Origin of the sequence: Microbispora sp. CA-102843, assembly GCF_050936215.1 — a bacterium.
GTDB lineage: Bacteria > Actinomycetota > Actinomycetes > Streptosporangiales > Streptosporangiaceae > Microbispora.
The window spans coordinates 2,255,797-2,278,698 of record NZ_JBNJNF010000001.1; the positions used below are offsets into that span (position 1 = coordinate 2,255,797).

At 70.0% G+C, this 22,902-nt stretch carries 21 protein-coding genes; 10 read left to right on the plus strand and 11 right to left on the minus strand.

The features are described from left to right. Nucleotides 1-140: 140 nt before the first annotated feature. Nucleotides 141-1,784 (plus strand): cellulase family glycosylhydrolase, encoded by a 1,644-nt coding sequence (locus tag ACQEVJ_RS10535; RefSeq protein WP_433099634.1) that lies wholly within the window; start codon nt 141-143, stop codon nt 1,782-1,784. 87 nt (nt 1,785-1,871) lie between these two features. Here ACQEVJ_RS10535 and lexA read toward each other — a convergent pair whose 3' ends face one another. Beyond that, on the minus strand, nt 1,872-2,588 hold the full coding sequence (lexA, locus tag ACQEVJ_RS10540; protein ID WP_167538760.1) for a transcriptional repressor LexA: 717 nt from the start codon (nt 2,586-2,588) through the stop codon (nt 1,872-1,874). 432 nt (nt 2,589-3,020) lie between these two features. On the opposite strand from lexA, the gene nrdR reads away from it, so the two are divergent. The 4 genes from nrdR to ACQEVJ_RS10560 all read left to right on the plus strand — a co-directional run bounded on the left by nrdR (nt 3,021) and on the right by ACQEVJ_RS10560 (nt 7,870). Further along, the gene (gene nrdR / locus ACQEVJ_RS10545) at nt 3,021-3,491 is read left to right on the plus strand and encodes a transcriptional regulator NrdR (RefSeq protein ID WP_433099636.1); all 471 of its coding nucleotides are present in this window, start codon (nt 3,021-3,023) and stop codon (nt 3,489-3,491) included. 136 nt (nt 3,492-3,627) lie between these two features. Beyond that, complete coding sequence (locus ACQEVJ_RS10550) at nt 3,628-6,513, plus strand: vitamin B12-dependent ribonucleotide reductase (protein ID WP_433099638.1); 2,886 nt, start codon at nt 3,628-3,630, stop codon at nt 6,511-6,513. A gap of 192 nt (nt 6,514-6,705) precedes the next feature. Continuing rightward, on the plus strand, nt 6,706-7,125 hold the full coding sequence (locus ACQEVJ_RS10555) for a YunG family protein (protein ID WP_433099640.1): 420 nt from the start codon (nt 6,706-6,708) through the stop codon (nt 7,123-7,125). 118 nt (nt 7,126-7,243) lie between these two features. Continuing rightward, nucleotides 7,244-7,870, plus strand: coding sequence for an NADPH-dependent F420 reductase (locus ACQEVJ_RS10560; RefSeq protein WP_433099642.1), 627 nt, complete (start codon nt 7,244-7,246; stop codon nt 7,868-7,870). A gap of 105 nt (nt 7,871-7,975) precedes the next feature. Here ACQEVJ_RS10560 and ACQEVJ_RS10565 read toward each other — a convergent pair whose 3' ends face one another. After that, the gene (locus ACQEVJ_RS10565; protein WP_433099644.1) at nt 7,976-8,410 is read right to left on the minus strand and encodes a YbjN domain-containing protein; all 435 of its coding nucleotides are present in this window, start codon (nt 8,408-8,410) and stop codon (nt 7,976-7,978) included. 144 nt (nt 8,411-8,554) lie between these two features. Here ACQEVJ_RS10565 and ACQEVJ_RS10570 point away from each other — a divergent pair, with 144 nt between their 5' ends. Beyond that, nucleotides 8,555-9,049, plus strand: coding sequence for a hypothetical protein (locus ACQEVJ_RS10570; RefSeq protein ID WP_433099646.1), 495 nt, complete (start codon nt 8,555-8,557; stop codon nt 9,047-9,049). A gap of 45 nt (nt 9,050-9,094) precedes the next feature. Here ACQEVJ_RS10570 and ACQEVJ_RS10575 read toward each other — a convergent pair whose 3' ends face one another. The 5 genes from ACQEVJ_RS10575 to ACQEVJ_RS10595 all read right to left on the minus strand — a co-directional run bounded on the left by ACQEVJ_RS10575 (nt 9,095) and on the right by ACQEVJ_RS10595 (nt 13,121). Then, nucleotides 9,095-9,733 (minus strand): pyridoxamine 5'-phosphate oxidase family protein, encoded by a 639-nt coding sequence (locus tag ACQEVJ_RS10575; RefSeq protein ID WP_433099647.1) that lies wholly within the window; start codon nt 9,731-9,733, stop codon nt 9,095-9,097. 97 nt (nt 9,734-9,830) lie between these two features. Further along, nucleotides 9,831-9,998 carry a hypothetical protein gene (locus ACQEVJ_RS10580; protein ID WP_433099649.1) on the minus strand — a complete coding sequence of 56 codons (168 nt, stop codon included), beginning with the start codon at nt 9,996-9,998 and terminating at the stop codon, nt 9,831-9,833. Nucleotides 9,999-10,259: 261 nt separating this feature from the next. Further along, nucleotides 10,260-10,709, minus strand: coding sequence for a carboxymuconolactone decarboxylase family protein (locus ACQEVJ_RS10585; RefSeq protein ID WP_433099651.1), 450 nt, complete (start codon nt 10,707-10,709; stop codon nt 10,260-10,262). Further along, the gene (sigJ, locus tag ACQEVJ_RS10590) at nt 10,706-11,674 is read right to left on the minus strand and encodes an RNA polymerase sigma factor SigJ (protein WP_433099653.1); all 969 of its coding nucleotides are present in this window, start codon (nt 11,672-11,674) and stop codon (nt 10,706-10,708) included. Before sigJ ends, ACQEVJ_RS10585 begins: the two co-directional genes overlap by 4 nt. Before the next feature lie 4 nt (nt 11,675-11,678). Continuing rightward, nucleotides 11,679-13,121, minus strand: a complete 1,443-nt coding sequence (locus ACQEVJ_RS10595; protein ID WP_433099655.1) for an MFS transporter — start codon at nt 13,119-13,121, stop codon at nt 11,679-11,681. Nucleotides 13,122-13,217: 96 nt separating this feature from the next. Between ACQEVJ_RS10595 and ACQEVJ_RS10600 the strand changes: the two genes are divergently transcribed. Next, nucleotides 13,218-13,712: a winged helix-turn-helix transcriptional regulator gene (locus tag ACQEVJ_RS10600; protein WP_433099657.1), complete on the plus strand. Its 495-nt coding sequence runs from the start codon at nt 13,218-13,220 to the stop codon at nt 13,710-13,712. Between the two features lie 25 nt (nt 13,713-13,737). On the opposite strand, the gene ACQEVJ_RS10605 is transcribed toward ACQEVJ_RS10600, so the two are convergent. From ACQEVJ_RS10605 to ACQEVJ_RS10620, 4 genes are read right to left on the minus strand one after another with little or no spacing between them, the layout of a single operon-like run. Beyond that, nucleotides 13,738-14,739 (minus strand): LacI family DNA-binding transcriptional regulator, encoded by a 1,002-nt coding sequence (locus ACQEVJ_RS10605; protein WP_433099659.1) that lies wholly within the window; start codon nt 14,737-14,739, stop codon nt 13,738-13,740. A 44-nt stretch (nt 14,740-14,783) separates the two neighbouring features. Next, nucleotides 14,784-15,665, minus strand: a complete 882-nt coding sequence (locus ACQEVJ_RS10610) for a carbohydrate ABC transporter permease (protein WP_433099661.1) — start codon at nt 15,663-15,665, stop codon at nt 14,784-14,786. After that, the gene (locus ACQEVJ_RS10615; protein ID WP_433099663.1) at nt 15,665-16,561 is read right to left on the minus strand and encodes a carbohydrate ABC transporter permease; all 897 of its coding nucleotides are present in this window, start codon (nt 16,559-16,561) and stop codon (nt 15,665-15,667) included. The genes ACQEVJ_RS10610 and ACQEVJ_RS10615 overlap by 1 nt, the downstream gene beginning before the upstream one ends. Nucleotides 16,562-16,563: 2 nt before the next feature. Beyond that, nucleotides 16,564-17,880, minus strand: a complete 1,317-nt coding sequence (locus ACQEVJ_RS10620) for an ABC transporter substrate-binding protein (protein WP_433099665.1) — start codon at nt 17,878-17,880, stop codon at nt 16,564-16,566. Nucleotides 17,881-18,085: 205 nt separating this feature from the next. Between ACQEVJ_RS10620 and ACQEVJ_RS10625 the strand changes: the two genes are divergently transcribed. The 3 genes from ACQEVJ_RS10625 to ACQEVJ_RS10635 all read left to right on the plus strand — a co-directional run bounded on the left by ACQEVJ_RS10625 (nt 18,086) and on the right by ACQEVJ_RS10635 (nt 22,886). Beyond that, nucleotides 18,086-20,083: a beta-galactosidase gene (locus ACQEVJ_RS10625; RefSeq protein WP_433099667.1), complete on the plus strand. Its 1,998-nt coding sequence runs from the start codon at nt 18,086-18,088 to the stop codon at nt 20,081-20,083. Between the two features lie 90 nt (nt 20,084-20,173). Then, nucleotides 20,174-21,703 (plus strand): glycosyl hydrolase 53 family protein, encoded by a 1,530-nt coding sequence (locus ACQEVJ_RS10630; protein ID WP_433099669.1) that lies wholly within the window; start codon nt 20,174-20,176, stop codon nt 21,701-21,703. A 91-nt stretch (nt 21,704-21,794) separates the two neighbouring features. Next, nucleotides 21,795-22,886 carry a glycoside hydrolase family 53 protein gene (locus ACQEVJ_RS10635; RefSeq protein WP_433099671.1) on the plus strand — a complete coding sequence of 364 codons (1,092 nt, stop codon included), beginning with the start codon at nt 21,795-21,797 and terminating at the stop codon, nt 22,884-22,886. Nucleotides 22,887-22,902: the final 16 nt, after the last annotated feature.

Below are 22,902 nucleotides of genomic sequence, written 5' to 3' on the forward strand. Positions count from 1 at the left end.
CCGAGCCACAAAACTAGTCTTATCGATGTAGGCGTGCGGTCAGGGCATGCCGCGACCACCACCGCTCCGGCGGTGGTCTGGGGTGCGCGCCTGACCGTATGGCTCACCGTCGGCGTGCGCCCCTGCGTGGGAGGCACGTCTTGTACAGACGAATTCTCGGCGGGCTGGTGACCGCCGCCGCGATGGCGGCGACCGTTCTCGTCGTGACCGGATCGCCGGCGAACGCCGCCGGCACGGGCACCGGCTACCTGCACACCAGCGGGAACAAGATCGTCGACAGCACCGGCGCCACGGTCCGGCTGACCGGCATCAACTGGTTCGGCATGGAGACCGACAACAAGACCTTCCACGGGTTGTGGGCGAACAACCCGTGGAAGAGCCAGCTCGACCTCATGGCGAACCTTGGATACAACACCATCCGGGTGCCCTTCTCCGACGACGCGCTGAAGCCGGGCGCGCAGGCGACGAGCGTCAACACCTACTCCAACCCCGACCTGATCGGCCTGTCCCCGCTGCAGATCCTCGACAAGGTCGTGGACTACGCGGGCCAGAAGGGCATGCGGATCATCCTCGACCGGCACCGGCCGACCAGCGCGGGCCAGACGGCGTTGTGGTACACCTCGGGCGTCCCCGAGTCCACCTGGATCAGCAACTGGAAGTCGCTGGCCCAGCACTACGCGGGCAACACCACCGTCATCGGCGCCGACCTGCACAACGAGCCGCACGCCGACGGCACCAACCCGAACGCGATCGGCTCCTGCTGGGGCTGCGGCGACCAGTCGCGTGACTGGCGGCTGGCGGCCGAGCGCGCGGGCAACGCCATCCTGTCCGTGCAGCCCAACTGGCTGATCTTCGTGGAGGGCGTGAGCTGCCCGAGTGGCGGCCTGTCCAACGTCTGGGACAACGACACCAGCAACGACGAGGACTGTGGCTGGTGGGGCGGCAACCTCACCAAGGCCGGGCAGTACCCGGTGCGGCTGAACGTGGCCAACCGGCTCGTCTACTCGCCCCACGAGTACGCCACGTCGGTCTACCACCAGACGTGGTTCGACGACCCGTCGTACCCGGCCAACATGCCGGCCATCTGGGACAAGTACTGGGGCTACCTGTACAAGCAGAACATCGCGCCGATCATGGTGGGCGAGTTCGGCACCACGCTGGCCAGCAACATCGACAAGGTCTGGCTCCAGGAGCTCATGAAGTACATGGGCAGCGGGGTGAACGGCATGTCGTTTACCTACTGGTCGTGGAACCCCAACTCGGGTGACACGGGCGGCATCCTGAAGGACGACTGGGCGACGGTCGACCAGGCCAAGCAGAGCATCATCTCGCCCTACCTGATCCCGCCGACGGGAGGCAACCCGACGCCGCCGGTGTCGCCCTCGGCCTCGCCGAGCGTGTCCCCTTCGGCGTCTCCGTCGAGGTCTCCCTCCGCGTCGCCGTCGGCGTCCCCGTCCGCGTCTCCCTCGTCGCCTGGCGGGAAGACGTGCACCGCCACGTACAAGGTCGCCAACGAGTATCCCGGCGGCTTCCAGGGCGAGGTCACGGTCAAGGCGGGCTCCTCGGCGATCTCCGCCTGGACCGTGAAGTGGGCCTTCCCGAACGGCCAGAGCATCAGCCAGCTCTGGAACGGCACGCTCAGCGCGAGCGGCTCCAACGTCACGGTGACGAATCTGTCCTACAACGGCGCGCTGGGCGCCGGGGCCTCGACCACGTTCGGCTTCAACGGAAGCTGGTCGGGCACCAACGGCGTTCCGTCGCCGGTGAGCTGCACCGCCTCCTGACGGCGAACTGAACACGGCACAGGACAAGCCCGGCGCTCTCGTGAGCGCCGGGCTTGTCCCTGTGCGGCGTCCGGAACCGGTGGACGGCTACAGCTTGCGCAGGACGGCCGTGACCTTGCCGAGCACGGTGGCCTCGTCACCGGGGATCGGCTCGTAGTTGGGGTTGTGCGGCACCAGCCACACGTGCCCGTCCTTGCGCTTGAACGTCTTCACGGTGGCCTCGCCGTCGATCATGGCGGCCACGATGTCGCCGTTGTCGGCGACCGGCTGCTGCCGCACCACGACCCAGTCGCCGTCGGCGATGGCGGCCTCGATCATCGAGTCGCCGGAGACCTGGAGCAGGAACAGCGTGCCCTCGCCCACGAGTTGCTTGGGCAGCGCGAACACGTCCTCGATGCTCTGCTCGGCGAGGATGGGACCACCGGCCGCGATGCGGCCGACCAGCGGCACGTAGGCCGCGGTGGGCCGGTTGAACCCGGCCTCCTCCTCGGAGGTCGCGTCGGGATCAACCCACAGCACCGGCTCGCCCGGCAGCCGGACCTCCAGGGCCCGGGGCCGATGCGGGTCACGCCGGAGGTAGCCCTTACGCTGGAGCGCCGTGAGCTGGTGCGACACGCTGGAGGTGCTGGTCAGCTGGACCGCTTCCCCGATCTCCCGCATGGACGGCGGATAGCCGCGCTGCTGGACCGAGTCGCGGATCACCTCGAGGATCTTCCGCTGCCTGGGGGTGAGGCCAAGCGAGTCGCGCCTGCGAACCGCGAGGTCGCTGACGCCATCCGCTTGCTCACTTCGGTCACTCACGATGCCACCTCTCGATCCGTGTTCCTCATGTCGCACAGAGCGACCGTACCGCGATTCAAGATCACCGTCAAACAATTGTTCGATATCCAGCGAAATCGCCGATCTCGACGTCCACCTCATCGTACGGGAGTTCGATCGATCCCGTGTTCGATTTACCCGATCTTCTCTGGTCGCTGTACGCCCAGGTCAGAAGCCCTACGGAAATCGGGCGAGAAAGGGCGCGTAAAGGGCGTATTCCCCGACGTGAGGGGCAGTTGAGGCAGCCGTGACTGGGGGCGCGACACGCGCGCCGAACAGGCACTTCCCCTCCCGTCGCCGGTTCGACTTGCGTTCAAGGTCGGGCACTCCTACGGTTGGACCACAACATCTAGTAGTCACAGCGGTGTAAGTTCACCACACCTTGTGTTCGGGATGTACGTTCAGGGAGGCGATGAAGTGCACTGTCCGTTCTGTCGCCACCCGGACACCCGGGTCGTGGACAGCCGTGCGGCCGAGGACGGGGCGGCGATCCGCCGCCGGCGCACCTGCCCCGAGTGCGGGCGCAGGTTCACCACCCAGGAGACCGTGCTGCTGATGGTGAGCAAGCGCAGCGGGGTCACCGAGCCGTTCTCCCGGGAGAAGGTCATCGCCGGCGTACGGCGGGCCTGCCAGGGGCGCCCGGTCGGCGAGGACTCCCTCGCCCAGCTCGGGCAGCGCGTCGAGGAGAGCATCCGGGGCACCGGCGCGGCCGAGATCGCCTCCCACGAGGTGGGCCTGGCCATCCTGGGCCCGCTCCGCGACCTCGACGAGGTGGCCTACCTGCGTTTCGCGTCGGTCTATCGGGGATTCGAGACGCTGGCCGACTTCGAGATGGAGATCGAGCAGCTCCGGGCGGCCAGAGGCGACCGGGAGCCGATCGAGGACTGAGCGCCTCCTCCCGGGGAGACCGGGACGGGGCGGAGGCGGCGGCACGGCGTGGGTGCGGTGGCCGCGGCGCGACGATGAGTTTGTAACGAGCGTGGTCCGAAAGAGGGGCTCCACCGGGCCCTGGGAGGGGGAAGTCATGACGGAGACCGTGAGCGGCACCGTATCGGGCGCAGGGGGCCGGGCCGGCAAGCGCCCGCGCAAGGGCCTGAAGATGAAGCGCGTCTTCACCACCCCGGGTGTCCACCCGTACGACGAGGTCCGCTGGGAGCGGCGCGACGTCGTGATGACGAACTGGCGGGACGGCTCGGTCAACTTCGAGCAGCACGGCGTGGAGTTCCCGGACTTCTGGTCGGTCAACGCGGCCAACATCGTCACCACCAAGTACTTCCGCGGGGCGGTGGGCACCCCGCAGCGCGAGTCGAGCCTCAAGCAGCTCGTCGACCGGGTGGTTGGCGTCTACACCAGGACCGGCGTCGAGAACGGCTACTTCGCTTCCGAGGAGGACGCGGAGATCTTCGACCACGAGCTCAAGCACGCCCTGATCCACCAGATCTTCAGCTTCAACTCCCCGGTGTGGTTCAACGTCGGCACCCGCTCGCCCCAGCAGGTGAGCGCCTGCTTCATCCTGGCCGTGGACGACACGATGGAGTCGATCCTCGACTGGTACAAGGAAGAGGGCGTCATCTTCAAGGGCGGCTCCGGCTCCGGGGTCAACCTCTCCCGCATCCGCTCGTCCAAGGAACTGCTGTCCAGCGGTGGCACGGCCAGCGGCCCGGTCTCCTTCATGCGCGGCGCCGACGCCTCCGCCGGCACCATCAAGTCGGGCGGCGCCACCCGAAGGGCGGCCAAGATGGTCGTCCTCGACGTGGACCACCCCGACATCGAGGAGTTCATCGAGACCAAGGCGCGCGAGGAGGACAAGATCCGCGCGCTGCGCGACGCCGGGTTCGACATGGATCTCGGCGGTAAGGACATCGTCTCCGTCCAGTACCAGAACGCCAACAACTCGGTGCGGATCTCCGACGAGTTCATGCGCGCCGTCGAGGCCGACGGGAAGTTCGGCCTGCGTGCCCGGCTGACCGGGGAGGTCATCGAGGAGGTCGGGGCGCGGTCGCTGTTCCGCAAGATGGCCCAGGCCGCCTGGGAGTGCGCCGACCCCGGCCTGCAGTACGACGACACGATCAACGACTGGCACACCTGCCCCGAGACCGGGCGCATCACGGCCAGCAACCCCTGCTCGGAGTACGTCCACCTCGACAACTCCTCGTGCAACCTCGCCTCGATCAACCTGCTGAAGTTCCTGCGCGCCGACGACTCCTTCGACGTCTCGACCTTCGTGAAGGTCACCGAGCTGATCATCACCGCGATGGACATCTCGATCACCTTCGCCGACTTCCCGACGCAGAAGATCGCCGAGACCACCCGGGCGTACCGCCAGCTCGGCATCGGCTACGCCAACCTGGGCGCGTTGCTGATGGCGACCGGCCACGCGTACGACTCCGACGGCGGCCGGGCCATCGCGGCCGGGATCACTTCGCTGATGACCGCCGTGTCCTACCGCCGCTCGGCCGAGATGGCCGGGATCGTCGGCCCGTACGACGGCTACCAGCGCAACGCCGAGCCGCACAAGCGGGTCATGCGCAAGCACGCTGCGGCCAACGACGACCTGCGCACGCTCGACGACATGGACAAGGCCCTGCACGCCGAGGCGACCCGGCAGTGGCAGGAGTGCCTCAAGCTCGGCGAGAAGAACGGCTACCGCAACGCCCAGGCGTCGCTGCTCGCCCCGACCGGCACCATCGGCCTGATGATGGACTGCGACACCACCGGCATCGAGCCCGACCTGGCGCTGGTGAAGTTCAAGAAGCTCGTCGGCGGCGGCTCGATGCAGATCGTCAACCAGACGATCCCGCGGGCGCTGCGCCAGCTCGGCTACCTCGAGGAGCAGGTCGAGGCCATCGTCGAGTACATCGCCGAGCACAGCCACGTCGTGGACGCCCCGGGCCTGCGGCCGGAGCACTACGAGGTGTTCGACTGCGCGATGGGCGAGCGGGCCATCGCCCCGATGGGCCACGTCCGGATGATGGCGGCCGTCCAGCCGTTCCTGTCCGGCGCGATCTCCAAGACCGTGAACCTGCCCGAGTCCGCCACGGTGGACGACATCGAGCAGGTCTACCTGGAGGGCTGGAAGCTCGGCCTCAAGGCCCTGGCCGTCTACCGCGACAACTGCAAGGTCGGGCAGCCGCTGTCGGTCGCGAAGAAGACGTCCGAGGAGGTTTCCGAGATCGTCGAGAAGGAGCCGGTCGTCCAGGTCGTGGAGGTCGCGCGGCCGACCCGGCGGCGGATGCCGAACCAGCGGCCGAGCACCACCACCCGCTTCACGGTGGGCGGCGCCAAGGGCTACATGACCGCCTCGTCCTACCCCGACGACGGCTTGGGCGAGGTCTTCCTCAAGATGTCCAAGCAGGGCAGCACGCTCGCGGGCGTGATGGACGCCTTCTCCGTGGCGATCTCGATCGGCCTCCAGTACGGCGTGCCGCTGGACACGTACGTGCAGAAGTTCGTCAACATGCGCTTCGAGCCGGCGGGGATGACCGACGACCCCGACGTCCGGATGGCGCAGTCCGTGATGGACTACATCTTCCGGCGGCTCGCGCTCGACTACCTGCCGTTCGAGGACCGGGCCGCCCTGGGCATCTTCTCCGCCTCCGAGCGGGCCGCGCAGCAGCGCGGTGAGGACCCGGCCGCGCTCCAGGACGTGGACACCGCCGCCCTGGCGCAGTCCGCGCCCATCGAGAAGGCGCAGTCCGCGCCCGTCGAGGCCAAGCCCGCCGAGGGCTTGTCCAATGGGCAGCTCGCGCCGGTGACGGTGCCGGAGCCGCGCCGGGTCGGCGCCTCGCTGGAGAGCCACCAGGGCCGTACGGCGGACGCGCCGCTGTGCCTGACCTGCGGCACCAAGATGCGCCCCGCGGGCAGCTGCTACGTCTGCGAGGGCTGCGGCAGCACCAGCGGCTGCAGCTGAGAACGAGCGGACCTCGATCCGCTGAATCATCCGGCCTGATCGACTCCGGTCCATCAGGCCGGATGGAGAAAGGGGAACCGATCATGGTCGGTTCCCCTTCGGCGTATCAGAGGGGATGTGCCGCACGTTCTACCGCCACCTCCCCGCCAAGGGGGGACGACGGTTGTCGTACCTCCATGCCATTGTTTTCGGATGCTGAGCGTGGAGCTGCTGCGGCCGGTGCTGCGGGCCGCCTGGGGGCCTGACACCTGCGACCCTCATGACCTGGAGAGCTGGCGGCCGGACAACCCCGCCCGGGGGCAGTGCGGGGTGACGGCACTGGTGGTCCAGGACCTGCTCGGAGGGGATCTCATCCTGGGCGAGGTCCATGTCGATGGGGCCAAGGTCGGCCATCACTACTGGAACCGGCTGCCTGACGGCACCGAGGTCGATTTCACGGCAGCGCAGTTTCACCCCGGCGAGGTTGTTTCCGGTGGCCGGGTGCAGCATCGGCCACCGGATGCGCCCAGAAGGTGCCGCGAGCAGTATGTGCTGCTGCGCCGGCGTGTGCTCGCCGCGCTGACCCATGCTGCCGGTCCCGGCGCGGGCGGTCAGGAAGACCTCAGACCGTAGCGGCCACGCGGTCCAGGTGCTCGGTGATGACGGGGCTGGTCACCCGGCTCACCCGGGCCGGGCAGGCGCTGCTTACCGGTGGGGGAATGAGACCAGGGATGGCTGTGTTGCCGCAGCCATGGTCATTGGATTCATCGGCAGCGGGAACATCGGCGGCACCCTCGCGAAGCTGGCGGTCGACGCCGGGCACTCGGTGGTGCTGAGCAACTCCCGCGGGCCGCACACGCTCTCCGAACTCGTGGCCCGGCTGGGCCCGGCCGCGCGCGCCGCCACTCCGGCCGAAGCCGCGGCGGCGGGGGACATCGTGGTCGTCACGATCCCCTTCGGCAGGTACCGGGAGGTCCCCGTCGAGCCGCTGGACGGGAAGATCGTCATCGACACGAACAACTACTACTTCGAGCGGGACGGTCACTTCCCCGAGCTCGACGCGGGGGAGACCACCGACAGCGAGCTGCTCGCCGCGCATCTGCCGGGAGCCCGGGTCGTCAAGGCGTTCAACTCCATCTACTACGTCCACCTCGCCGAGCAGGGACAGCCGGCCGGCACGGAGAACCGGCGGGCGCTGCCCATCGCGGGCGACGACGCTGAGGCCAAGAAGGCGGTCTCCGAGCTGATCGACTCGTTCGGCTTCGACGTGGTCGACGCGGGCCCGCTCGCGGAGGGACGGCGGTTCCAGCGGGACAAGCCCGCCTACGTCGACCGCCTGACCACCGCCGAGCTGCGCGACGCCCTCGCGCGGGGCTGACGGAGGATCCGGGCCGCGGACCAGTGGGGCCGGAACCTGAGCATCGTGCTCGACGGGCTGCGTGCGCCGCGGTCGCGGGAGCTGCCGGGAACGCCGCCGGCCTGATCAGTCGGTCTCGAAGGCGAGCCGGTCGGTGAGCCAGCGGTAGAACTTGATCGAGAACCTGACCCAGTGGGCCACCATCGTGGTCAGGTGCTCCCTGGTCACGCCGGCCCCGATGTAGACCTGGGAGTCGCCGACGACCCTGATGGTGCCGTTGTCCTGCGTGAACGCGTACACCTTCGGCCACATCGTGTCCGCGTTCCACTCGTTGAGGGCCGTGAGCAGCATCGGCTTGTCGTCCACCGAGTACTGCCTGTCGTAGAAGGTGCGTACGGTGAACAGGTCTCCTTCCTTGCCGAACAGGAAGAAGATCGTGAGGTGGGCGGTGGAGATCGCCAGGTCGCCCTCTGTGTCTATGGTGTGCTCGATGTCCAGCTCGTCCAGGATCTCCTCGAGAAGGTCCCTGTCCGGCTGGACGACCGCTGGGGAAGGCGTCACCGCTCCATCCTGCCGCATGGGGCCGCTGATGAAGTGGCAGACGTGACAGAGGAGCCGGCTGAGGGGCCCGGTGGAGGATGACCGGCAGGGCGCGCTCGACGCGTTCGCGGGAACCTCCGGGTGGCTCCGGCGGTAGTCAGAGGCATGAGGCACACTGCGGTTGGTTTGTGCGGCCTGGTGCTCGTGGCGGGCTGCGCCGGCACCGGAACCCCCGGCACCGGCACCGGCACGGGCGCCGGAACGTCGCTCCCGTCCGCGTCCGCCCCTGCGAGCGCCCCTTCGCAGAAGCCCTGCGAACGGATGCCCGGCGCCACGGCGGACGCACTGTCCGAGGTGCGGGGCACCGGGCAGGGAGCCGAGGTGTGGGGGTTGGTGTTCGCGCCGGTGCCGTTCGCCGTCGGACGGGAGGTCAAGATCGTGTGGCGGATGACGGGGGAGGGGCCGTTGCGCGTGACCGCCGCGCTCCCCGACGGCACCGCCGCCCGACTGGCCTGGGGTCCTGAGGAGCACGGCGGATCGACCTGGCACCGGCCCGGTCAGGAGTGGGGCACGGGGTTCGTCTTCCCCAAGCCGGGCTGCTGGGAGATCAGGCTGACCCGCGACCGGGGCTCGGGCACGGTGTGGCTGCCGGTCCGGTGAGACGAGCCCCCGGCCGGCCGCCACCCGGATCGTACGGCGCCGCGGTCAGTGCGGCATGCCGGTGCGGGCGAGGATGTGCGGCGGGACGGGATGGGCGGCGGCCTGCGGGTCGGTCACGGGGGCCTGCCACGACGGGGTGAGCGGCAGGATCCCGGCCCACACGTCGTGCGGGTCGTCGGCGTCGTCCGGGTAGCCCTCGCGGACCTTGACCGACGCCTCGGCGAGCGGGACCGCGAGGATCGTCGTCGCGGCCAGTTCCTTGCGGTTCGGCTGCCGGGCGTACTCCCACTGGCCGGGGGTGATGTGCTCGGTCAGGCACCGCAGGGCGGCCGGCTTCTCGTCGTCCTCCAGCACGCGCGGCACGCCGTAGATCATCGCGCTGCGGTAGTTCACGCCGTGTTCGAAGACCGACCGGGCCAGCACGAGGCCGTCGACGTGGGTGATCGTCACGCAGACCGTCGTGCCGCGGGTGAGGCTGCGACTGGCCACCGAGCCGTGCACGTACAGATGTTCGTCGTCGAAGCCGTACACCGTCGGCACCACCATGGGGTCGCCGTCCACGACGACGCCGAGGTGGCAGACGAACCCGGCCCGGAGCACCTCGAACAGCGCCTCCCGGTCGGTGCGGCCCTGCTCCCGCAGCCGGCGGTGCCGGGTCCGCTCGGTTGCGGACAGATCACTCATAAGGCGACATCTAACCATCTGTCCCCGAGAAGCGCTCGGCCCGCCCGGCAGGGCTGCCGGGCGGGCCGTCTCGTGGATCGCTGCGGAAAGAACGGGCTCAGGCGGCGGACGTCGGCCCGGACGTCCTCGGGAACCGGATGACGTTCCCGCCCGTGTAGGCCCTGAGATCGACGATCTTCCGGTCCTTCCTGTCCCGCATGGGCCTGCGGCGCAGCGCGGTCCTGATGTCCCTGACCTTGGCGAGCGACGGCACCACCGTGACCATTTTTGTTACCCCCCGACCGTGATGGTTCCGTGACCTTTCGCAAATAGTTATCGGAGACTTGGTAAAAGGGGCGTAAAGCCCCTGGTGTCACAGGAGTCTCAGTACGGAAGCGGCCGGCCGGAGGGGGTGCGCAGGTCGAGATCGGCGGCGGCACGGCGGACGCGGCGGGGCCTGCGGATCACGGTACGTCTCATGGCCCTTCCTCCTTCCATGACGTAGGCAGACTATTCGCCCCGCGTGCCGTCGTCCTCCCGTTTTCACTCAGAGGGCGCCGGGGAGCTTACGGCTCACGACGCTGATCCGGTTCCAGGCGTTGATCTGCGCGATGGCCACGACCAGCGCGGCCAGTTGCTCCTGGGAGTAGTGCTTCGCCGCCTCCGCCCAGATCTCGTCCGGCACGGGATCGGGCCGGTCGGCGAGCCGGGTCGCGGCCTCGGTCAGCGCCAGCGCGGCCCGCTCGGCGTCCGTGTAGTACGGCGCCTCCCGCCAGGCGGCCACCGACCACAGGCGCTCGTCGCTCTCCCCGGCCTTCTTGGCATCCCGGCAGTGCATGTCCACGCAGAAGGCGCAGCCGTTGATCTGGCTGGCCCGGATCTTCACGAGCTCCAGGGTGGCGTGGGGCACGTCGCACTCGTGCAGGAAACGCTCCACCCCGCCCATGGCCCGGTACGCCTCGGGGGCCAGCTCGCGGATATCGATCCTCTCGTTCATCGTCGATTCCTCGTCTCGTCGGCCCGCGTCACGCGGGCGAGTTTCTCCGGGTTCATGACCATGTCGACGGCGGTGATCCGGCCGTCCGCGATGGTGAGGCCGATCACGGCGACCAGCCGGCCATCGCGGTAGCGCAGCAGGCCCGGCCAGCCGTTCACCACGGCCGGCACCATCTCGTACGGGCCGAACCTGCGGATGCCGAACAGCAGCCTGGCCACCTTGGCCACGCCGAGGATCGGCCGCCTCCCGGCGCGCACCCGGCCGCCGCCGTCGCCGCGCAGGACGACGTCCGGATCGAGCAGCGCGAGCAGCGCGTCCATGTCGTCGCCGAGGCAGGCCCGGGCGAAGGCGTGCACCACCCGCCGGTGCTCCGAGGGGTCCACGTCGAACCGGGGCGCGCGCGACGCGACGTGCGCCCGCGCCCGGGCGGCGAGCTGTCTGCAGGCCGCCGGGCTGCGCCCGACCGCCTCGCCCACCTCGGCGAACGTCAGGCCGAACACGTCGTGCAGCACGAACGCCGTCCGCTCGGCCGGGCTGAGCGACTCCAGCACGACGAGCATGGCCATGCTCATCGACTCGTCCAGGGCCACCCGCTCCGCGGGGTCGGGCGCGGCCCCGGTGAGGACGGGCTGGGTGAGGACGGGCCCGGTGAGAATGGGCTCCGGCAGCCACGGCCCCACGTACTCCTCCCTGCGGTGCCGCGCCGAGCGCAGCACGTCGAGAGCGAGCCGGGAGACCGTGACCACCAGCCAGCCGGTCACGTCCCTGATTTCGTCGCCGCCGTCGGCGGCCTCGGCGGACCGCAGCCGGAGCCAGGCGTCCTGCACGACGTCCTCGGCCTCGTCGAGGCTGCCGAGCAGGCCGTACGCGACGCCGAGCAGCCGGGGCCGCATCGCCTGGAACTCGGCGTCCAGGCTGGTGGCCATCCCGCCGTCATGGTCGTTCACGTACTGAGGACGAGACACCTCCTCAGTGTGTGACATCCCTCTGCAGCGGCTGCGCTCGAGGTGCGTCCTGAGCCGGTGCCGAGGCCCGGCCGGGGGCGCGGAGGCCGAACGCGACGACGACCGCGCCGAGCACCGCCGCCGCCACCGGGACGACCAGCGCGGTCCGCAGCGCGTTCGGCCCCGACCCGGCCGTGACGCTGACGGCGGTGACGGCCGACAGCCCGAGCGCCGTGCCGAACTGCATCGCCGTGTAGAGCAGGCCGCCAGCCAGGCCGTGCTCGTCCTCGTCGACGCCCTCCGTCGCGGCCATCGTCAGCGGGCCGTACGCCAGTGAGAAGGACAGGCCGAGCAGGAGCAGTGCCGGAAGCATGGCGGCGTAGGTCCAGTCCATCCCCACGGGCAGGAACAGCGCGTACGCGACCGCCGCGAGGGCGATGCCGCCGAACAGCACCCGTGTGTTGCCGAAGCGGTTCACCAGGCGCGGCGTCAGCGTCGGCGCGAGCACCGTGTCGATCCCGATCACCAGCATGGCCAGGCAGGTCTGCATCGTGTTCCAGCCACGCCACTCCTGGAGATACAGGGTGATCAGGAACTGGAACCCCGCGAACGCGAACAGGAACAGCAGCGCCGCCGCGTTCACCCGCACCAGCGGCCCGGTGCGCAGGATGCCCAGCCGCACCAGGGGCGACGACGACCGCCGCTCGATCGCGACGAACAGCCCCAGCAGCGCCAGCCCCGCCGCGATCGCGCCGGCGGTCAGACCGGGGCCGTCGCCGGGGCGCTCCAGCCGGACCACCCCGTACACCAGCAGCAACATGGCCCCCGTGACGGAGAACGCCCCCGCCAGGTCGAAGCCGCCCGAGGGCCGCTCGCCACCCGTGTCGCGGACGAGGATCAGGGCGGCCGCCAGGATCAGCGCCGACAGGATGACCGGCGCGAAGAACACCCACCGCCAGCCGAACGCGGTGAGCACGCCGCCGGCGACCAGGCCGAGCGAGAACCCGCCCGCCGCCGTGCCCGCGTACACGCCGAGTGCCTTGGTGCGCACCGGTCCCTCGGGGAAGTTGGACGTGACCAGCGCCAGCCCGGCGGGTGCCATGAACGCGGCCGCGACCCCGGTGACGAATCGCGCGGCAAGCAGCATCCAGCCCTGAGTGGCGAACCCGCCGAGCCCGGAGAAGACCAGGAAGACGGCCAGCCACAGCAGGAACATCCGCCGGTGACCCAGCAGGTCGGCGGCGCGCCCGCCGAGCAGCATGAACCCGCCGTAGCCGAGCACGTAGGCGCTGACCACGCCGCTGAGCATCCCTGTGGACAGGCCCAGGTCGGCCCGGATCGACGGCAGCGCGACGTTCAGCATCGCCACGTCGATCCCCTCCAGGAAGATCGCCCCGCACAACACCAGCAGCACGCCCCACGCGTGTCCCGTCATACGGGCGGGGATTCCGCCCACGGAATTGGACATCGGAGTCCGGCTCCATCTCGTCGGGGAACCGGTCCCGGAGTGGGCCTGCCGGTTCCTTCTTGTAACCGACTGCATCGTCAGGCACCATTGGTGACCGTGGAAGACGGCACTTTCGAGTCCCTCGGTTACTGCGCGAATACCGGCGTCGACGACGACGTCCTCCAATGGGACCAGCGCGCGGACTGCGAGGTGCGGCAGATCCTCGACCGCATCGCCGACAAGTGGTCGCTCCTGGTGATCGCGCTGCTCGACAAGCGGAGCCTGCGCTTCACCGAGCTGCGCCGCGCGATCGACGGGGTCAGCCAGCGGATGCTCGCCCGCACGCTGCGGCATCTGGAGCGCGACGGGCTGGTGAGCCGGACGGTGCACCCCACCGTCCCGCCGCGCGTGGACTACGCGCTGACGCCGATGGGCGCGACCCTGCACACCACCATCCGCGCCCTGGTCGACTGGACCGAGGAGCACCAGAACGCCATCGCCGCGGCGCGCGCCGCCTACGACCGGCGCGTGGCCGCCGAGCGGGAGGCCGCCGAGCGCGAAGAGGCCGAACGCCTGGCCGTCGCCCGCGCGGTCCTGCCGATCAGGGGCTGACCGCCGGCGAGGGGCCAGGGAGACGCTAGGCCGACTCCCTCACGATGAGGCGGGTGGGGAGGATGACCGGGTCCACCGGGCCGCCTCCGTCGATGAGCGCGAGCAGCAGCCGCACCGTCTCCTCCGCGACCTCGGCGAGCGGCTGGCGGATCGTGGTGAGCGGCGGGTGCGTCGTGGCGGCGACCGACGAGTCGTCGAAGCCGCCCACGGCCACGTCGTCGGGCACCCGGCGTCCGGCCGCGCGCAGCGTGGACAGCGCGCCGGCCGCCATGAGGTCGGAGGCCACGAAGACCGCGTCGAGGTCGGGCGTGCGCTCGAGCAGCCGCGCCATCGCGCTCTCGCCGCTGAGCTGGGTCCAGTCTCCGTGCTCGATCAGCTTCCTCGATGCCTTCCTGCCGAGTACGTCGGCGAAGCCCTCCAGGCGCTGGATGCCGCCCGGGGTGTCCATCGGGCCGGTGATCGTGGCGATCTTCCTGCGGCCCTGCTCCACGAGGTAGCGGGTCATCTGCCGGGCGCCCTCGCGGTCGTCGGCCGCCGCGTAGGGGATCACGTTCTCCTTCCCGACGACGGCCCCGCAGGCGACCGCCGGGATGCGCATCGACTCCAGCTCGTCCACCATCGGGTCGCCCGCGTGCGTGGACATCAGCAGCACGCCGTCGGCGTGGCCGCCGCGCACGTAGCGCACCACGCGCTCGCGGTCGCCGTCGTCCCCGGCCAGCATGATGACCAGGGAGACGTCCCGCTCGCCGAGCCGTCTGATGGCCGTGCGGATCGTGGTGCTGTAGTTGGGGTCCTCGAAGACCTTCTCGTGCGGCTCGGACAGCACCATCACCACGGACCCGGTCCGCTGGGTGACCAGGCTGCGGGCGTTGCGGTTGACGATGTAGCCGGTCTCGGCGATGGCCCGGCGGACGGCGGCGTGGGCGGCGGGGCTCACATATCGGTCGTCGTTGAGCACGCGGGAGACGGTGCCCCGTGAGACGCCCGCCGCCGCGGCCACGTCGTGAATGGTCGGACGCTTCGCCATGGTCGTATTGTCCCCCCGCCGATCAGCGTGTTCCCCCGCGCTCATCAGCTTTTCACGGCCCCGCCGGACAGGTCCGTACGCCAGTAGCGCTGCATCGTGAGGAACAGCGCGATCAGCGGGATGAGCGACAGCATCGTCCCCGTGATGATCAGGTTGTACAGCGACGGCTGGTTGGCGCCCGCGGCGAGCAGCGTGTAGAGGCCGACCGTCAGCGGGAACTTGTGGTCGTCGCCCAGCATGATGAACGGCAGCAGGAAGTTGTTCCAGATCGCGACGAACTGGAACAGGAAGATCGTCACCATGCCCGGCGTCAGCAGCGGGAGCGCCACCTGGCGGAACAGCCGCCACTCGCCCGCGCCGTCGAGCCGGCCCGCCTCCAGCAGCGAGCCGGGGATCGCCGCCTGCGAGTAGATCCTGGCCAGATAGATGCTGTACGGGTGCAGGATCTGGGGCAGCAGCACCGACCAGTACGTGTCGGCCAGGCCGGCCTTGGAGAACAGCAGGTACTGCGGGATCGCCAGCACGACCGACGGCACCAGGATGCCGCCGATGAGCAGGTTGAAGATCAGGTTCCGTCCCGGGAAGTCGTACTTGGCGAGGGTGTAGCCCGAGATCGTGGACACCGCGGTCGACAGCACCGCGCCGCCCCCGGCGTACAGGACGGTGTTCAGCAGCCAGAGCCAGAAGACGCCGTCGCGGTAGGCGAACAGGTCGGCCAGGTTGGACAGCAGGCCGGTGCCGGGCGCGAAGGTCGAGGTGGAGAACAGCTCGGCCTTGGACTTGGTGGCCGCGACCACCACCCAGCTCACCGGGAACAGGGTGTAGATCGCGCCCAGCACGAGCACGCCGGTCGGCACGATCCCCAGCGGGCGGCGCTGCGACGGGCGGGCGTGCCCGCGGGTCCTCGGCAGTGCGGTGGCGGCCATCAGCTCTCCCCGAAGGCGCGGTTCTTCACGACCCGCAGGAAACCGAACGACAGCACGAGGGAGATCCCGGCGATCACCATGGACGTCGCGGCGGCCGAGTACAGGTCGCCCGTGACGAACGCGTCGCGGTACACCTTCATCAAGGGGCTCCAGGTCGAGCTGATCGTGTTCGTCAACGGCCGAAGGGTGGTCGGTTCCGTGAAGACCTGGACGGTCGCGATGACGGAGAACACCGTGGTCAGGATGATCGACGGGACCAGGATCGGGATCTTGATGCGCAGCGCGATGCCCAGCTCGCCCGCGCCGTCGATCCTGGCCGCCTCGTAGTACTCGCGCGGCACGGCCCGCAGGTTCGTGTAGAGCACCAGCATGTTGAAGCCGGTGCCGCCCCAGACCGCCACGTTCGCCATCGAGAACGTCACCAGGTCGGCGCTCAGGAACGGGTGCTCGCCGAACGGGCTGAGGCTGGGCAGGTAGAGGAAGCCCCACATCAGCGTCGCCGCCACGCCCGGCACGGCGTACGGCAGGAAGATCGAGATCCGGGTGAGGCGGGCGAGCCGCACGTGCGCCGCGTCGAGCATCAGCGCGAACACGAGGGCGAGCCCCAGCATCAGCACGAGCACGAGCGCTCCGTAGCCGATGACGCGCAGCCAGCCGGCCCACAGCTCGCCGTCGCCGACGGCGGCGGCGTAGTTGGCGAGCCCGGCGAAGACCTCCGTGCGAGCCCCCTTGCCGAGGCCCAGGCCGGAGACCTTGGTGCGCCGCAGGCTCAGATAGATCGTGTAGCCGATGGGCAGCGCCATGAAGAGCGCGAACAGCGCCATCGCCGGGGCGAGGAACAGATAGGGCACGGCGCCCGCGCGGCCGGCGCGGGCGCCCCTTCTCTGCTGCGTCATGATCACTGAGCGAGGGTGAAGCCGGACTTCTGCATGTCGGCGACGGTGGCGTCCTGCATGCTCTGGACGGCGGCGGCGAAGTCGGACCTGGCGGCGACGGCCTTGTCGAAGGCGTCCTTGTACGCGTTGTACGTCACGCCCACGTTGGGGCCGAAGGTGAAGCCGCGGGCGGTGGCGCCGATGTCGGCCGCCTGCTTCCAGAAGTCGGGCTGGTTGGAGAAGTAGTCGGGAGCCTCGCTCATCAGCGCGGCGCCCTTGGCGGAGGCCGGGTAGACCGCGCCCTCCTTGATCAGCAGTCCGAGCGCCTGCGGGTCGGTGTTCAGCCAGGTGGCGAACTTCGCGGCGGCCGCCTTGTTGGGCGACTTGGCCGCGACGGCGGTGGAGGAGCCGCCCCAGAACCCGCTGTAGTTCTCACCCGCGTTCCACTGCGGCAGCGGGGCGATGGCCCACTTGCCCTTGGCCTTCGGCGCGTTGCTCGACAGCACGCCCGGGCCCCACACGGCCGACGGCCAGGTGAGCAGCTTGCCGTCGTTGAGCGCCTTGTTCCACTCCGGCGTGAAGTAGGGCATGCCGTCGATGACGCCCTCCTTCACCAGGCCGCCCCAGTAGGAGGCGACCTTCTTGGTGGCTTCATCGTTCACCGCGACCTTCCACGCGTCGCCGCTGATCGACCACCACTGCGCCCCCGCCTGCTGGGAGAGCCCGGCGAACCAGCCCGGGTCCTTGCTGGAGAACGTGCCGAGGAAGACCTTGGGGTCCTTCTTGTGCACGGCGCGGGCGGCCTCGGCGTACTCGTCCCAGGTCTTCGGCACCTCGATGCCGTACTTCTCGAACAGGTCCTTCCGGTAGTAGAGCATCATCGGCCCGCTGTCCTGCGGGAGGGCGTAGACGGCGTCGGTGCCGAGCGTCACCAGCCCCCAGATGCCCTCGCCGAACTCGGCCTTCGCCTGCGCGGTCTCCGCCTTGAGGTCGGCCACGGCGTCGGCGGCGACGAAGGAGGGCAGCATCTGATACTCGGCCTGGACCAGGTCGGGCGGGTTGCCCGCCTTGGCGGCGGTGAGGAACTTGGCCGCCGCGTCGTCGCCCCCCGCCTGCTTGCTGACCGTGACCTGGATGTCGGGGTGGGCCTGGTTCCACGCCGTGACGATCTTGTCCATGTTCGGGACCCAGGTCCAGTAGGTCAGCTTCACCGGGCCGGCCGGCGCCGCGCTCTGGCTCGCGGCCTGCTCGGACGGCTCTTCGGAGCCGCCGGAGCAGGCGGTCGAGAGCGCGGCGGTGAGGATCGCGGCCGCCGCCACTGCTAACCGGTTCACGCGCATATGTTCCTCCAGGCGGATGGGGGAGGGGATGAAGAGGCTGAAACATCTGGGAGCGTTCACAGACTGAGAGGTCCCCTCAGTGCTGTCAATGGTCGTTACGCGGTTGTTAACGGACCGCTCTGATCAGTGCGAATCTGTCACACCTTCTCGCCATGGGGGTTGTGCGCTACTGTGCACGTTCACAGAGCAGAATCGAGGGGGAGACGTGCCCGGATATCCCGTCCTGCCCGAGGGCCTCGCCTACGGCGGGGACTACAACCCCGAGCAGTGGCCGGAGGAGGTGTGGCGGGAGGACGTCCGCCTGATGCGCGAGGCCGGGGTGAACCTGGTCACCCTCGGCGTCTTCAACTGGGGACTGATCGAGCCGCAGGAGGGCGAGTACGACTTCTCCCGGCTGGACCGGATCCTCGACCTGCTCCACTCGGCCGGTGTGTACGCCGACCTCGGCACCCCCACCTCCTCGCCGCCCACGTGGTTCCGCCGCCGCTACCCGGGCAGCCGCCTCGTGGACAGGGAGGGCCACGTGCTCGGCGGCGGCTCCCGGCACAGCTTCTGCCCGAGCTCGCCCGACTACGCCGCCGCGTCCGAGCGGATCGTCGCCGCCCTCGCCGCGCGCTACGCCGGCCACCCCGCCCTGGCGATGTGGCACGTCCACAACGAGTACGGCTGGGCCAACGCCCACTGCTACTGCCAGACGTCGGCCGAGGCGTTCCGCGCCTGGCTGCGGGACAGGTACGGAGACGTGGGCGCGCTCAACGCCGCCTGGGGCACCACCTTCTGGGGGCTGACCTACGGCTCGTTCGAGGAGGTCGAGCCGCCCGTCACCGCGCCGGTCGGCCTGCTCACCGGGCTCCAGCTCGACTTCATGCGGTTCTCGGTCGACGCGCACATTGCCTGCTTCCGCAGGGAGCGCGAGGCGATCCGCCGGTTCAGCGACCTGCCCGTCACGACCAACTTCATGATCCCCAACTGCAAGCCCATGGACTACTGGCGCTGGGCGGCGGAGGTCGACGTGGTGGCCAACGACCACTACCTCGACTCGGGCCGGGCCGAACCGCACATCGAACTCGCCATGGCCGCCGACCTGACCCGGTCGGTGGCCGGGGGCCGCCCCTGGATGCTGATGGAGCACTCGACGGGCGCGGTCAACTGGCAGCCGCGCAACCTCGCCAAACGGCCGGGGGAGATGCGCCGCAACACCCTCGCCCACGTGGCGCGCGGTTCTGACTCGGCGATGTTCTTCCAGTGGCGCGCCTCCCGATACGGCGCGGAGAAGTTCCACTCGGCGATGGTGCCGCACGCAGGGCCGGACTCCCAGGTCTGGCGGGACGTGGTCGCGCTCGGCGCGGACCTGCGCCGGCTCGCCGGGGTCCGGGGCGCGCGGGTGGCGGCCGAGGTCGCGGTCGTCTGGGACTGGGAGTCCTACTGGGCGCTCGAACTGGAGTGGCGACCCTCGGCCGACCTGCGGTTCCGCGAGCGCGTCGAGGCCTACTACGAGGCGCTGTGGCGGGAGCACGTGACCGTCGACTTCGTCCACCCGTCGGCCGACCTGTCGCCGTACCGGCTGGTCGTCGCGCCCAGCGCGTACCTGCTGCCGGAGGCGGCGGCCAAGAACCTGCACCGCTACGTGGAGGCGGGCGGCCACCTGCTGGTCTCGTACTTCTCCGGCATCGTGGACGAGAACGACACCATCCACCCGGGACCGTACCCCGGGGCGCTGCGCGAGGTGCTCGGCGTGTCGGTCGAGGAGTTCCACCCCCTCCGCGAAAACGGGACCGTCACCCTGCGCCCGTCCAGAACAGGCCCGTCCACCGCGACCGGCCGGATCTGGTCGGAGCGGGTACGCCTCGCGGGGGCGCGGGCCGTGCACGAGTTCGCCGACGGGCCCGACGCCGGGCACCCCGCCGTCACCAGGAACGACCTGGGCGCGGGCGCCGCGTGGTACGTGTCCACCGCGCTGGACGCCGAATCGGGTCTGCGCGGGCTCGTCGCCCGGGTGCTCGACCACGCGGGCGTGTCCCGGCCGCGCGGCCTGCCCGACACGCTGGAACTCGTACGGCGGGGCGACCATCTGTTCCTCCTCAACCATGCCGACGAGCCGGTGACGGTGGGCGAGGTGACCGGCACCGGCGTGCTCGACGGCATCGCCTACACCGGCTCGGCGACGGTGCCCGCGGGGGGCGTGGTGGTCGTCCGCACATAAGCTCCCCCGGCGCCGCGCCGGACCTGACCGACGGTGCGGCGCCGGGGGCCGGGAGATTCCGCTGACGTCCTCTCCTGACCGGAGGATCCGATGGTTCGATTCCTGACGGCCCTGCTGTGCGTGGCCGCCGCACTCATCACGACAGCGGCCCCGGCGTCGGCGGGCGCCGCGGCCGTCGCCGACGGCGGCTTCGAAACCGGCGGCGGCTGGAGGTCCACCGGCACGGCAGGCGCGGCCTTCACCGAGCCCGGTGGCCATTCGGGCAGCCTGCGCCTCACTCACCACGCGTCCGGCGCTTACCGGGTGGAGACCGCGCAGGCGCTGACCCGGCTCGCCGACGGCCCCTACACCCTGCGGGCCTGGGTCCGTTCCGGCGGCGGGCAGCGCTCGGTCTCCGTCGGTCTGCGCGACTGCGGCGGCGACGACGCGCGCACTGAACTGCCGGTCACCCCCGACTGGGTCGAGATCACGGTCTCGGCCATGGTGACCCGGCACCGCTGCACGATCAGCCTTTTCTCCGGCAACCTCTACTCCGACGCCCCCGCCGGCGCCTGGGCGAACTTCGACGACGTGCGGTTAGAGCCCGGTGCGGCCCGCCTCGCGATCAGGGGCGCCGACGTGTCGAGCCTGGCCAAGTCCGAGGCGTTCGGCGGCGTCTACCGGTACGCCGACGGCCGCCGGGGCGACGCACTGGCCATCCTGCGGCGCGGCGGGCTGAACTACATCCGACTCAAGGTGTGGGTGAACCCGGCCGACGGCTACAACACCAAGACGCAGGTGCTGGCGATCGCGAAGCGGGCCAAGGCCCAGGGCCTCGGCTTGCTGGTCGACTTCCACTACTCCGACTCCTGGGCCGACCCCGGCAAGCAGAACAAGCCCGCCGCGTGGGAGTCGCTGTCGTTCGACGAGCTGAAGCAGGCGCTCTACGACCACACGTACGACGTGCTGAGCGCGCTGAAGGCGCAGGGGACGACGGCCGACATGGTGCAGGTGGGCAACGAGCTCAACGGCGGCCTGCTGTGGCCCGACGGTCGCTGGGACAACTGGCCGCAGCTCGCCGCCCTGCTCAACGCCGGATACGACGCGGTCAAGGCGGTCTCCGGCGGCACCAAGGTCGTGCTGCATCTGGCCAACGGCGCCGACAACGGCCTCTACCGGTGGTGGTTCGACAACGCCGCCGCCAACGGCATCCGCTACGACGTGATCGGGCTGTCGTACTACCCGTACTGGCACGGCACGCTCGCCGCGTTCCAGGCCAACCTGTTCGACGTCGCCTCGCGGTACGGCAAGCCGGTCGTGGTGGCCGAGACCGCCTATCCGTTCACGACCGCCGACGACGACGGCTGGGAGAACAACGTCACCTCCGCCGAGCCGTACCCCGGCTATCCGGCGACCCCCGCGGGCCAGGCGGCGTTCGCCCGCGACCTGATGAGCATCGTGCGGGCGGTGCCCGGCGGGCGCGGGCTGGGCGCCTTCTACTGGGAGGCCACCTGGACCGGGGTGAAGGGCAACGGCTGGGACCCCGCCGACCCGGCGTCGGGCAACGCCTGGGAGAACCAGGCCCTGTTCGGCTTCGACGACCGGGCACTGCCCGCCCTGCGGCAGTTCGGCCGCCGCTGAGTATCGAAGCTTCCCTCGCCGTGACGACCTGACCTCGTGACGGCGGGGGGTTCGGGGGCGTCCACCCATCCTCTCCTCAACCGGAGGACCCATGAAGAGACTCCTGGCGGCGCTCGCCCTGTGTGCCGCCGCGGTGCTCCCCGCCGCACAACCGGCGCACGCCGCCACCACACTGACCATGCTCGGCGCCGACGTCTCCTCCGTGCAGCGCTCCCTCGACCTGGGCGCGAAGTACTACGACGCGAGCGGCAACCAGAAGGACCCCCTGGACATCCTCAAGGGCGTCGGCGTCAACTACGTCCGCCTGCGGATCTGGAACAACCCGGCCAGCGGCTACAACAACAAGGCGAAGGTCCTTCAGTACGCCAAGACGGTCAAGGCCAAGGGCCTGAAGCTGCTCGTCGACTTCCATTACTCGGACACCTGGGCGGATCCCGGCAAGCAGTACAAGCCCGCCGCCTGGGCGAGCCACGGCATCAGCCAGTTGCAGACCGACGTCTACAACTACACCTACGACGTGTGCTCCAGCCTCAAGGCGCAGGGCAGCACCCCCGACAGCGTGCAGATCGGCAACGAGATCAACGTCGGCATGCTGTGGAACGACGGCAAGGTCGTCAACAACGACTTCACGAACCTGAGCCTGCTGCTCAAGGCCGGCTACAACGCGACCAAGGCGTGCAACTCCGGCACCCAGGTGATCATCCATACCGCGGACGCGGACAGCGACGCCCACGCCCGCTGGTTCTACGACGGCATCAAGGCCAAGGGGGTGTCCTGGGACATCACCGGCCTGTCGTACTACTGCATGTGGCACGGCACGCTGTCCAACCTGTCCAGCGTGATCTCGGACATGCGGTCCCGCTACGGCAAGCCGGTCGTCATCGCCGAGACGGCCTACCCGTTCACTCCCAACAACGCCGACGGGGAGGGCAACTCGGTGACGTCGGGATGCTCGGGGTACGGCCTCACCTGGCAGGGGCAGGGCGCCGAGTTCGCGGCGGTGCAGGACACCGCGCGCAGCGCGGGCGCCGTCGGCGTCTTCTACTGGGAGCCGACGTGGTACGCGGTGTCCGGCAACGGCTGGGATCCGGCGAACATCAACGGCACCGGCAACCAGTGGGACAACATGGCCGTCTTCGACTGGACCGGCCACCTCAACCCGAACGTCAAGTGGACCCCGTAGCCGGTTGATGCCGAGC

Coding starts and splice junctions, on each gene's coding strand:
- ACQEVJ_RS10570 (WP_433099646.1), top strand. CDS start 8,555: ATGAGGCACACTGCGGTTGGTTTGTGCGGCCTGGTGCTCGTGGCGGGC.
- ACQEVJ_RS10605 (WP_433099659.1), bottom strand. CDS start 14,739: ATGGCGAAGCGTCCGACCATTCACGACGTGGCCGCGGCGGCGGGCGTC.
- ACQEVJ_RS10620 (WP_433099665.1), bottom strand. CDS start 17,880: ATGCGCGTGAACCGGTTAGCAGTGGCGGCGGCCGCGATCCTCACCGCC.
- ACQEVJ_RS10555 (WP_433099640.1), top strand. CDS start 6,706: ATGCTGAGCGTGGAGCTGCTGCGGCCGGTGCTGCGGGCCGCCTGGGGG.
- ACQEVJ_RS10595 (WP_433099655.1), bottom strand. CDS start 13,121: ATGTCCAATTCCGTGGGCGGAATCCCCGCCCGTATGACGGGACACGCG.
- ACQEVJ_RS10575 (WP_433099647.1), bottom strand. CDS start 9,733: ATGAGTGATCTGTCCGCAACCGAGCGGACCCGGCACCGCCGGCTGCGG.
- ACQEVJ_RS10615 (WP_433099663.1), bottom strand. CDS start 16,561: ATGACGCAGCAGAGAAGGGGCGCCCGCGCCGGCCGCGCGGGCGCCGTG.
- ACQEVJ_RS10610 (WP_433099661.1), bottom strand. CDS start 15,665: ATGGCCGCCACCGCACTGCCGAGGACCCGCGGGCACGCCCGCCCGTCG.
- ACQEVJ_RS10630 (WP_433099669.1), top strand. CDS start 20,174: ATGGTTCGATTCCTGACGGCCCTGCTGTGCGTGGCCGCCGCACTCATC.
- ACQEVJ_RS10585 (WP_433099651.1), bottom strand. CDS start 10,709: ATGAACGAGAGGATCGATATCCGCGAGCTGGCCCCCGAGGCGTACCGG.
- ACQEVJ_RS10580 (WP_433099649.1), bottom strand. CDS start 9,998: ATGGTCACGGTGGTGCCGTCGCTCGCCAAGGTCAGGGACATCAGGACC.
- ACQEVJ_RS10550 (WP_433099638.1), top strand. CDS start 3,628: ATGACGGAGACCGTGAGCGGCACCGTATCGGGCGCAGGGGGCCGGGCC.
- ACQEVJ_RS10560 (WP_433099642.1), top strand. CDS start 7,244: ATGGTCATTGGATTCATCGGCAGCGGGAACATCGGCGGCACCCTCGCG.
- ACQEVJ_RS10635 (WP_433099671.1), top strand. CDS start 21,795: ATGAAGAGACTCCTGGCGGCGCTCGCCCTGTGTGCCGCCGCGGTGCTC.